8 protein-coding genes and 1 riboswitch are annotated in these 10,587 nt (G+C 71.5%); of the genes, 7 read left to right on the forward strand and 1 reads right to left on the reverse strand.

From position 1 onward, the window contains the following. The first annotated feature begins 154 nt into the window (after positions 1–154). The 7 genes from C1A33_RS28515 (at position 155) to C1A33_RS28545 (ending at position 10,226) form a co-directional block, all read left to right on the forward strand. Positions 155–1,084: a LysR family transcriptional regulator gene (locus tag C1A33_RS28515; RefSeq protein ID WP_207770551.1), complete on the forward strand. Its 930-nt coding sequence runs from the start codon at positions 155–157 to the stop codon at positions 1,082–1,084. 126 nt (positions 1,085–1,210) lie between these two features. Further along, complete coding sequence (locus C1A33_RS28520) at positions 1,211–2,569, forward strand: glycosyltransferase family 39 protein (RefSeq protein ID WP_243408029.1); 1,359 nt, start codon at positions 1,211–1,213, stop codon at positions 2,567–2,569. A gap of 27 nt (positions 2,570–2,596) precedes the next feature. Continuing rightward, positions 2,597–2,959, forward strand: coding sequence for a PadR family transcriptional regulator (locus tag C1A33_RS28525; RefSeq protein ID WP_207770552.1), 363 nt, complete (start codon positions 2,597–2,599; stop codon positions 2,957–2,959). Position 2,960: 1 nt separating this feature from the next. Then, entirely contained in the window at positions 2,961–3,542 is a 582-nt protein-coding gene (locus tag C1A33_RS28530) for a hypothetical protein (protein ID WP_243408030.1), read from the forward strand. 337 nt (positions 3,543–3,879) lie between these two features. Further along, positions 3,880–5,916, forward strand: coding sequence for a hybrid sensor histidine kinase/response regulator (locus C1A33_RS28535; protein ID WP_101834959.1), 2,037 nt, complete (start codon positions 3,880–3,882; stop codon positions 5,914–5,916). 391 nt (positions 5,917–6,307) lie between these two features. Further along, positions 6,308–6,538: riboswitch (cobalamin riboswitch) on the forward strand. A 242-nt stretch (positions 6,539–6,780) separates the two neighbouring features. Next, on the forward strand, positions 6,781–9,231 hold the full coding sequence (locus C1A33_RS28540; RefSeq protein WP_101834961.1) for a ribonucleoside-diphosphate reductase subunit alpha: 2,451 nt from the start codon (positions 6,781–6,783) through the stop codon (positions 9,229–9,231). Then, the gene (locus tag C1A33_RS28545; RefSeq protein ID WP_101834962.1) at positions 9,222–10,226 is read left to right on the forward strand and encodes a ribonucleotide-diphosphate reductase subunit beta; all 1,005 of its coding nucleotides are present in this window, start codon (positions 9,222–9,224) and stop codon (positions 10,224–10,226) included. The genes C1A33_RS28540 and C1A33_RS28545 overlap by 10 nt, the downstream gene beginning before the upstream one ends. Before the next feature lie 26 nt (positions 10,227–10,252). Here C1A33_RS28545 and C1A33_RS35400 read toward each other — a convergent pair. Then, positions 10,253–10,587: acyl-CoA-like ligand-binding transcription factor (locus C1A33_RS35400; protein WP_165818631.1), on the reverse strand; the 335-nt coding region annotated here is incomplete at its 5' end.

Genomic DNA, 10,587 nt, shown 5'->3' on the forward strand with positions numbered 1-10,587 from the left:
CCCCGTCAGCGTCTGACTTCCGCACAGCACGCGTTTCCCCTTTCCATTCCGGCGACGAAAGGCCACGGCTCCGCCTTCCGCCGGGGCGCCGCAACCGAGGGTGACGTTAGGTGAATGCGAGGTATTCCACCAGCGAGTAGATTGCATCGCAGCCATGCGTGGGAGGAATGTGTTCGACGTCGACGCGCTGAGCCTGCTCGTGACCGTGGCCGACACCGGATCGTTCACCGCAGCGGCGGCCCGGCTCAGTTACACGCAGTCCGCGGTGTCCCGGCGAATCGCCGCACTGGAGCGGCAGGCCGGTGGGCCGCTGTTCGAGCGGCTTCCCCGGGGCGTCCGCCTCACTCCCGCTGGTCAGGCGTTGTACCGGCACGCGGTGGACGTGCTCGACCGGCTGTCACGGGCCCAGCGGGATCTGGCGATGATCCACTCCGGCCACGGCGGTCCGCTGCGCACGGGGGCGTTCGCGACCGCGAACATCTCCCTGGTTCCCGCCGCCCTGCGGACGTTCACGCAGGCCAGGCCGGACGTCGAGGTGACCGCGCTCGAAGGCCGCAGCGAAACGCTGATGCGGCGCCTCGCGCAGGGAGCGCTCGACCTCGCCGTGGTCAGCGACTACCCGTCCGGCCTGCCATCGGCCGACGGTGTCGTCACGACGGCGCTGATGGAGGACGAGCTGCTCGTCGCGTTGCGGCGCGACCATCCGCTGGCTGGAGCCGACACGGTCCGCCTGCGCGACCTGCGCGACGAGGCATGGCTCCAGGACGCCTATGGGGACCGCCCCACGACGCTCGCGGACGCCTGCGCCCGGGCGGGCTTCACCCCGAGAAAGATCATCAGAATCGCGGAGTGGACCGGCAAGTTCGGGTACGCGGCCGCCGGCCTCGGCGTCGCGCTGGTCCCCTCGCTGGCCGCCCGGGCGGTTCCCACCGAGCTCGTCCTGCGCCCCCTCGACGACCAGGCCCTGCGCCGAACCATCTACACCGCGCTGCCCACCACTGCCCTACCGGCAGCGCTGACGTTGCAGAACCTGCTGGCACGGTATGCGGACGCGCCCGCGGTGAACCGCCCCCACCCGCCCTGATGCGATCGGGTGGGGTCTCGACCAGGGCCGACCACCAGCCTGCCGCGTGACGACCCCGGCCGTGGGGGCGGGCGCCGATCACCCGCCGCGCTCCGCGGGGTTCGCCAACCCCTAATGTGCGGACATATGCCGAGCAGGGATCGCAGCGAACGACGTCCGCGCCACCGGCCGGCCGAGGTCATCGTTGACGGCCGGCGGCGCTGGTGGATCGCGATCACGGTGATCGCCGCGGTCGCGCTCGCCGTCCGGCTGGGCTTCCTCTTCGGCTCGCTGTACCCGATGAAGATCGCCGGGGACGCCTACTATTACCACCATGCGGCGAACCTGTTCGTCGACGGGCGAGGCTGGCCCAACCCGTACGTCCTCATCGACAGGGACACGTACCTGCCGGACGCGCAGCACCCGCCGCTGACGAGTCTGCTGCTCGCCATCCCGTCGCTGGTCGGGCTGCGCACCTTCCTCGACCACCAGATCTTCTCGTGCCTGCTCGGCACGCTGTCGGTCGTCGTCGTCGGCCTCGCCGGCCGGCGGATCGCCGGCCCGGCCACCGGCCTGATCGCCGCGGCGATCGCCGCCGTCTACCCGGGCATGTGGCTGAGCGACCCGGTGCTCATGTCGGAGACGCCCGCGATCCTGTCCTGCACGCTGCTCATCCTCGCCAGCTACCGGCTGTGGAACCGCCGGCGTCCGTTGGACGCCGTCTGGGTCGGGGCCGCTCTGGCCGCCGCGATGCTGGCCCGGACCGAGCTGGCGCTGCTCGCACTGGCGCTGGTGACGCCGATCGTGCTCCGGCTGCCCACGCTGACCTGGGCCCACCGGCTGCGGCTGCTCGTGGCGTGCGCCGCGACCAGCGCGCTGCTCATCGCACCCTGGGTCGGCTACAACCTGTCCCGGTTCGACGAACCGGAGTTCATCTCCAGCGGGCTCGGCGTCACCCTGGCCGTCACCCACTGCGACGACACCTACCACGGTCCGCAGCTCGGCTGGTGGTCGCTCGCCTGCGCGAACTCCCTGCGCAACCCGCCGGCGGAGGCCTCCCAGCGCGACAGGTTCTTCCGCGAGGCGGCGTTCCACTACATCGAGAAGAACAGCGACCGGCTGCCGACGGTCGCGGCCGCGCGACTGGGCCGGACCTGGGCGGTCTATCGGCCCTGGCAGCAGGCGCGTTTCGACACGCTCGAGGAACGCCCGGAGACGGTCAGCAGGATCGGATCGGTGTCCCTGTGGTGCCTGGCCGCGTTCGGCATCGGCGGCCTGGTCGTCCTGCGCCGCCGACGGACGCCGGCCCTGCCCCTCCTCGCCACTCCGATCGTGCTCTCCCTGGCATCAATGATGATCTACGGGACGACCCGCTTCCGGGCCGCCGCCGAACCCAGCGTCGTCCTGCTCGCCGCCGTCGGCCTGGGCGCCCTGCTGTCCACGGCTCTCGCCCGTCGACAGAATGCCGCGAGGACGCGGACGGCGACGCGGCAGCTACTTGACTAAGACAGGTAGCTGCCTAAACTAGAGAGCGTGCCTCCCGCCTTCGACCCACAGCTGCTCAAGGGCGTGCTGTCGGTCCTGCTGCTTCGGCTGCTCGCCGAGCGCGAGTCGTACGGCTACCAACTGGTGCAGCGCCTGCGCGACATCGGGCTGACGGACATCGCCGACGGCACCGTCTATCCGGCACTGACGAGGTTGGAGCGCGAAGGCCGCGTCAGCAGCCGGCTCGTACCCTCCCGCTCCGGCCCGGCCCGCAAGTACTACCGCCCCACTCCGGACGGCTACGCCGCGCTCGCCCAGGGCGCCGACAGCTGGAAGACGCTGTCCGACGTCGTCAACCCGGTCCTCGCCCGCTCACTCCCCCCGCATCCCGCCGAACCCTCGGAGGACTGACGTGTCACCGCCCCCAGCACCCGCCTCGGCCACCATCCGACCGCTCGCCGTCTCCGATCGCCTGCGCCTTGAGGTCGCCGTCTGGAGCCTCGACGCCCATCTGGCCGACCTGCCCCGCCGCGCCCGCGTCGCGCACCGCAGGGAGATGCGTACCAACCTGCACGCCGCCGCACGGGATGTCGGGACGGCCGAGGCGCTGCGCCGACTCGGTCCGACCCGTCGGCTCGCGGCGGGCTACCTGGCCGCCGAGTTCGGCGAGTGGCAGCCCCGCCCGGCCTGGCGGACCGCCAGTGCCATCGTGTTGCTCGCCGTCCTGATGATGACCGAGCTGGTGACGGAGGCCCAGAACGCCTTCGCCGACGGCGTGCGCGCGATCGATCCGCATGCCACGGGCACCTTCCACTGGCCCGGCTTCCGGTACCTGATCGACGACACCACCTACACGTTCACCGACGGTCGCTACACGTCGGTCGGCGGCGCCTGGACTCCCCTGTTCTACGCCCTCCTCGCGGCCGCCACGATCGTCGGAGGGCGGCTCTGGCGCCTGCTGCCGGCCTGGCGCCGCCACCACATCGACGACTGACCCGCACCCGCGGTACCGACCTCCCGGGCAGATCCAGGGCGTCCTCCCGCTCACCGTGCCCGAACCCGTCCGCGTGCCTGATGCGGCCGCCCTCACCCAGGGCTCCCACTGACCCCGATCGCGCGTCGACCGTCGCGCTCGCGCCCCGACGCCAGGCCGATCGCCACACCTCCGTGGACCACGCCGACACCGCGGATGGTCTCCGGGCTAACACGTAGCGTGGCACGGTGATCCCGGTCCTTCTCCAGGAGTGTGGCCGCTGGACGCGCTCGACGCCGGGAGCGGCCATGCGGTGTGATCGACCAGCTCCGGCGAAGGGCCTGGCGGGGGAGGCGACATGACGTGGTGGCAGATCAGCGCCGCAGCAAACGCCGTGATCATGGCCGCGTACACGGCGATCTCCGTCGCGATCGGGCGGGCGCTGTGGCGGTCTGGGCAGTGGCGGAAGAACCGGCTGGGGCTCGCCACCACCGCGATCTTCTTCACCTGCGGCGTCCACCACGGCTGGCACACGGTGCACCTGTTGTTGCCGGACCACGCGATGAACGTCCTCACCGGCCATCACATGACCGGTGGCGGTGACATGCCGGGTATGGAGATGGGCGACGAGTCGGATCGCGATCACATCGCGGGCAACCCGATGCGGCTCGCGTTCAACGACCCCAGCACCACGGCCTGGGACATCATCACCGCGGCGGCCGCCGTCTGGTACTGGACGCTGCGGAGCCGTTTCCCGGCGCTGGTTCGCGGAGCCGCCGTGTTCGAGGACCTCAAGCTCCGCCAGGCGGAGGAGCAGACGTTGCGCGAAAGCGAGGAGCGGTACCGCGGCATCGTCGAGACCACCAGCGAGGGGGTGGCCCTGCTCGACCAGGACGGCCGGATCGGGTACGCCAACACGCGGTTGGCCGACCTCGTCGGGCGCGGCGGACCGGAGCTGCCCGAGCTGGATCTCGTGGACCTGGTCGTCGACGAGGACCATTCGAAGATCATCGACGGGCTGACGCGGGCCCGCCGCGACGGGACCCAACGCGTCGAGGTCGGGCTGTGCCATGCCGCGGGGCGACCGGTGTCCGCCCAGGTCGCCCTGACCGCTCGGGTCGGCGCGACCGGTGAGGTCGAGGGATTCCTGGCCATGGTCGCCGACGTCACCGACCAGAAGATCGCCGAAGCCCAGCTGCGCCAGGCGCAGCGTCTCGACGCGGTCGGCCAGCTCGCCGGCGGTGTCGCCCACGACTTCAACAACCTGCTGACCGTGATCGACGGCTACGCGGCGATGCTGCTGGCCCAGACCGACGGACCGGCACGGGCCGACCTGACCGCGATCCGCGGCGCGGCCGACCGGGCCGCCGGGCTGACCCGCCAGCTGCTCGCGTTCTCCCGCAACCAGGCGGCGAAGCCGCGGGCCGTCGATCTCAACGAGCTGGTCGGCGGTCTCGAGGAGATGCTGCGTCGCCTGATCCGCGAGGACGTCGAGCTGGCTGTCCGGACCGGTGCCGCCCCGGCCACGGTCTGGGCCGATCACGTGCAGCTCGAACAGGTGATCGTCAACCTGGTCGTCAACGGCCGGGACGCGATGCCGGACGGCGGCCGGCTCACGATAGCCACCGACCACGTCGACCTCGACGCGCACGAATCCCGCCGCCTCGGCCTCCCATCAGGCGGCCAGGTGGTGCTCACCGTCACCGACACCGGCCATGGCATGCCGCCGGAGGTCCAGGCCCGGGCCTTCGAGCCGTTCTTCACCACCAAGGACCAGGGCAAGGGCACCGGTCTGGGGCTGTCGACCGCCTACGGCATCATCCGGCAGGCCGGCGGCCACATCACCGTCAGCTCGGCGCCCCACGCCGGCAGCACGTTCCGGGTCTACCTGCCGGTGGTCGCCGCGGTCGTCGACCAGCGGCCGGCCGACCCCGGCGCCGAGCGCCTCGCCAACGGCGACGAGACCATTCTGCTGGTCGAGGATGACCCCGCGGTCCGCGAACTGACCGAACGCATTCTCACGGCCGCCGGCTACCGAGTGCTCGCCGCCGCGAACGGCCAGGAGGCACTCGACCTGGCGCGACGCCATCCCACCATCGACCTGCTCCTTACGGACGTCATCATGCCCGGCACGAACGGCCGCCAGCTGGCCGACCGCCTCACAAAGATCATCCCTGACCTTCCCGTCGTATACACCTCGGCGCATACGCATGGCGTTCTCGACGAACGGATCGAGGGCGCCGCCGTCGCCTTCCTCGACAAGCCCTTCACCGCCGCCACACTCACCCGCACCATCCGCGAAACCCTCGGTGCCCACCCACATACCCCGCACGCTATGGGCAGATCCGCCGAGAATCCTCGCCCGGGGCGTACCGTGCCCATTCCGCGGGCGTGAAGGACCGGCCCGCGATGGCGCACCGCGGCGCGCTGGTCGGACAAGGCCTACTTCTACTCCCGCGCCAACGTGCTCTGACAGACCGAACGGCTGCGGCGACGGCCCTCGCCTGATCGCGAGTGTCGGACGCGGCGGTGATGTTCTCGGGCCGATGGCGGCGGTCACGGGTCGGCACCCGCGGCCTGCCCGCCATCCACGAACCCGAGCAGGCCGCCCCGCCGCCACATCGGCCTGACGGCTCCTCCGCGACTCGGCTCGGCTCAGCCCGCATCCCGGTAGCCCAGGAGCCGAGTCGCGAGCCCCGGAGTGCGGACAGCGAGGTGATGCCCTCCGGACGACCGGGGCTCCGACACAACATGTGGGATACTTGCAGGCATGTGAGTCGCATATGTAGGGTGTGCCTCGCACTGGTTCGGCCGCCCCCGCCATGGGCGGCCGTCGTAAGAGGGAATCCGGTGGAAGGCCGGGACTGCCCCGCAGCGGTAAGTGGGCGCGACCACCGTCAGGTGCGCTGGGCGCGAGAAGCGCCTGGGAAACGCGACGGCCAGTAGGTCCGTCGGGCGTAGAGCGATGCCGACGGGAGCCCGCGAGTCCGAAGACCTGCCAGTGTGCCGCGCGTGCCCACGCGCGGCGGTCCGCCGGCCCCGAGGGAGGGTCTGGACACCGTGCCGGAGCTGGTCCGGGCACGGGCACCTCGCCGGTCATCGCCGTGGCCTGGCGTGCTCGCGTGCTGTCAGACGCGCCGCGCCGCCTCGACGTGTCAGGCCGTCTCCGGTGCCCGCGTCTCGGGGTCGCGTCCCGCGCCGGTGTCCTGCTCCGTCGTGCCGCCGGTCCAGCCCACGCACCGGACCCGCGCGAGGAGCGATGTTGACCGTCACCGAGTCGTCCCCGATCGGTACTCAGGCGTTGCGTGTCCGCCGTCGCGACGGCGCGCTCGAACCCGTCGACGTGACCCGGATCATCGCCGCGGTGGCGCGCCGCGCGCAGGACCTGGACCGGGTCGACCCGCGGCGGGTCGCGGCCCGCACCGCCGCCGGGCTGTACGACGGGGTGACGACCGAGGAGGTCGACCGGCTCGCGGTGCGGACCGCCGCCGAGCTGATCGGCACCGAGCCGCAGTACTCGCGGCTCGCCGCCCGCCTGCTCGCCGCCCTGATCGCGGACGAGGTCGGCGGCCAGGGGATCACCTCGTTCAGCGCCGGTGTGGCACGGGGTCACCGGCTCGGCCTCATCGGCGAGTCGACCGCCAGGTTCGTCGCCGCTCACGCCGCCGAGCTGGACGCGCTCGTCGACCCGGCCGCCGACCGGGCCTTCGAGTACTTCGGCATGCGCACCGTGCAGGATCGCTACCTGCTGCGCCACCCGCGGACCCGGCTGCTGGTCGAGACCCCGCAGCACTGGCTGCTGCGCGTCGCCTGCGGGCTGTCCCACGACGTCGCCGAGGCCGGGGAGCTGTACCGGCTGATGGCGTCGCTCGCCTACCTGCCCAGCTCACCGACGCTGTTCAACGCGGGCACCGCGCATCCGCAGATGTCGAGCTGCTTCCTGGTCGACTCGCCGCGCGACGAGCTGGAGTCGATCTACGAGCGGTACGGGCAGGTCGCCCGGCTGTCGAAGTTCTCCGGCGGCATCGGGATCGGCTTCTCCCGGGTCCGCTCGCGCGGCGCGCTGATCCGCGGCACGAACGGCCGGTCCAACGGCATCGTGCCGTGGCTGCGGACCCTCGACGCGTCGGTCGCCGCCGTCAACCAGGGCGGCCGGCGCAAGGGCGCGGCCTGCGTGTACCTGGAGCCCTGGCATCCCGACATCGAGGAGTTCCTCGAGCTGCGCGACAACACCGGCGAGGACGCCCGGCGCACCCACAACCTCAGCCTCGCGCACTGGATCCCCGACGAGTTCATGCGCCGCGTCCACGCCGACGACACCTGGTCGCTGATGGACCCCGACGAGGTCCCCGACCTGACCGACCTGTGGGGCGACGCGTTCGACCGTGCCTACCGGGCCGCGGAGGCCGCCGGGCGCTACGTCCGCCAGCTGCCCGCCCGCGACCTCTACGCCCGGATGATGCGCACCCTCGCGCAGACCGGCAACGGCTGGATGACCTTCAAGGACGCCGCGAACCGGACCGGCAACCAGACCGCCGAGCCCGCCAACGTCATCCACCTGTCGAACCTGTGCACCGAGATCCTCGAGGTCACCAGCGACAGCCAGACCGCCGTCTGCAACCTCGGCTCGGTGAACCTGGCCCGCCACCTGCTGGCGCTGTCGCCCGGCGACGGCGACCCGTCAGCATCGGCGGACCCGATCGCAAACCCGACGGTGGACGCGGCGGGGGATGCGGCGGCGGGACCGCCCACGGACCCCGCGACGCGGATCGACTGGGCGAGGCTGCGCGCCACCGTCCGCACGGCGGTGACGTTCCTCGACCGGGTGATCGACATCACGTACTACCCGACCGGCGAGGCCGCCGCGAGCAACCCCCGCTGGCGGCCGGTCGGCCTCGGCGTCATGGGCCTGCAGGACGTGTTCTTCGCGCTGCGGCTGCCGTTCGACTCCCCCGCCGCCCGGGAGCTGTCCACCAGACTGGCCGAGGAGATCGCGCTCACCGCGCTGGAGCGGTCCGTGGAGCTCGCCCGCGAGCACGGCCGCCATCCGGCGTTCGCCCAGACGCGGGCCGCCCGCGGGGTGCTGCACCCGGACCACTTCGACGTGACGCCGACGCAGCCGGAGCGATGGGCGGCGCTGCGGGCCGCCGTCGCCGTGCACGGCCTGCGCAACAGCCTGCTGCTCGCGATCGCGCCGACCGCCACCATCGCGTCCATCGCCGGCTGCTACGAGTGCATCGAGCCGCAGGTGTCCAACGTGTTCAAACGCGAGACGCTGTCGGGCGAGTTCCTGCAGATCAACACCTACCTCGTCGAGGAGCTGCGCCGCCGCGGGCTGTGGACCGAGCGGGTCCGGGAACGGATCCGGGCGGCGGACGGCTCGGTGCAGGGGCTCGCCGAGCTGCCGGACGACGTCCGTACGGTGTTCCGCACCGCCTGGGAGCTGCCGCAGCGGGCGCTCATCGACCTGGCCGCGGCCCGGATGCCCTACCTCGACCAGAGCCAGTCGCTGAACCTGTTCATGGCCGACCCGAACATCGGCCGGCTGTCATCGATGTACTCCCACGCCTGGTCGGTCGGCCTGAAGACGACCTACTACCTGCGCTCGCGCCCCGCGACCCGCATCCAGCAGGCGACGGTCACCACCGACGCCGCCGCGTCGGTCGCCTGCTCTCTGGAGAACCCGGAGAACTGCGAGGCATGCCAGTGACGCTCCTCGACCCGGGAATGAAGCTGACTCTGCGCCCGATGCGCTACCCCGACTTCTACGACCGGTACCGGGCGGCGATCCGCAACACCTGGACAGTGGAGGAGGTGGACCTGCACGCCGACCTCGCCGACCTGCACCGCCTCAGCCCCGCCGAGCGGCACCTGGTCAACCGGCTCGTCGCCTTCTTCGCCACCGGCGACACGATCGTCGCGAACAACCTGGTGCTGAACCTCTACCGGCACGTCAACGCGCCCGAGGCGCGGCTGTACCTGTCCCGCCAGCTGTTCGAGGAGGCGGTGCACGTCCAGTTCTACCTGACCCTGCTCGACACCTACCTGCCCGACCCGGACGAGCGGGCCGAGGCGTTCGCCGCGGTCGACACCGTCGCGTCGATCCGCGCCAAGGCACGGTTCTGCTTCCGCTGGATCGACTCCCTGGGCGCCCTGGGCCGGCTACGCACCCGCGCGGACCGCCGCGCCTTCCTGCTCAACCTGATCTGCTTCGCCACCTGCGTCGAAGGGCTGTTCTTCTACGGCGCGTTCGCCTACGTCTACTTCCTGCGCTCCCGCGGCCTGCTGCACGGGCTCGCGTCCGGAACCAACTGGGTGTTCCGCGACGAGTCCCAGCACATGGAGTTCGCGCTCGACGTGGTCCGGACCATCCGCGCCGAGGAACCGGACCTCGTCGACGAGGAACTGGAGGCCGCCGTGCGCCGGATGCTCACCGAAGCGGTCGACGCCGAGACCGTCTTCGCCGAGGATCTCCTCGCCGGCGGCGTCGCCGGGATGACGGTCGCCGACATGCGGACCTACCTGGAACATGTCGCCGACCGTCGGCTGGCGCAGCTCGGATTCACGCCGATGTTCGGCTCCGCGAACCCGTTCCCGTTCCTGGAACTGCAGGACGTGCAGGAACTGTCGAACTTCTTCGAGCGCCGGGTCTCCGCCTACCAGGTCGGAGTCGCCGGCACGGTGTCCTTCAACGAGGACTTCTGACTGCCGCAGCCGGTGGCGTTCGACGCCTATCTTGTCGCGGCGGCGCGTACCCGTTCGATGGACCGGAGCGTGAGGGCGGGGAGGGGATGCCGCAGGTCGCCCTCCAGCCATTTGCTGAGGGCGACGACCAGAACCCCGTTGGCCAACCAGGTGAGGGCCAGCCGGTCGGCTTCGTCGGTGGCGGCGGGGCGGTGCCGAGCGAGTTCGCCGGCTATGACGGCACTATGGGTCTGCATTGCTTCAAGCGGGTAGGTGGCGAGCTCTGTACTCGACGCCGTGATCGCCATTCTGAGGGTGACGTTCTCACGGTCCCGCTGCAGAATCTCGGCGAAGCCGATGAGCGTGGGTTCCAGCGCGCGAA

The sequence above is a fragment of the Frankia canadensis genome, from assembly GCF_900197875.1.
GTDB lineage: Bacteria > Actinomycetota > Actinomycetes > Frankiales > Frankiaceae > Frankia > Frankia canadensis.

What these genes read in the sequence shown, in the direction of transcription:
- C1A33_RS28515 (WP_207770551.1), top strand. Translation starts at nt 155, where the DNA reads ATGCGTGGGAGGAATGTGTTCGACGTCGACGCGCTGAGCCTGCTCGTG.
- C1A33_RS28545 (WP_101834962.1), top strand. Translation starts at nt 9,222, where the DNA reads ATGCCAGTGACGCTCCTCGACCCGGGAATGAAGCTGACTCTGCGCCCG.
- C1A33_RS28520 (WP_243408029.1), top strand. Translation starts at nt 1,211, where the DNA reads ATGCCGAGCAGGGATCGCAGCGAACGACGTCCGCGCCACCGGCCGGCC.
- C1A33_RS28540 (WP_101834961.1), top strand. Translation starts at nt 6,781, where the DNA reads ATGTTGACCGTCACCGAGTCGTCCCCGATCGGTACTCAGGCGTTGCGT.
- C1A33_RS28535 (WP_101834959.1), top strand. Translation starts at nt 3,880, where the DNA reads ATGACGTGGTGGCAGATCAGCGCCGCAGCAAACGCCGTGATCATGGCC.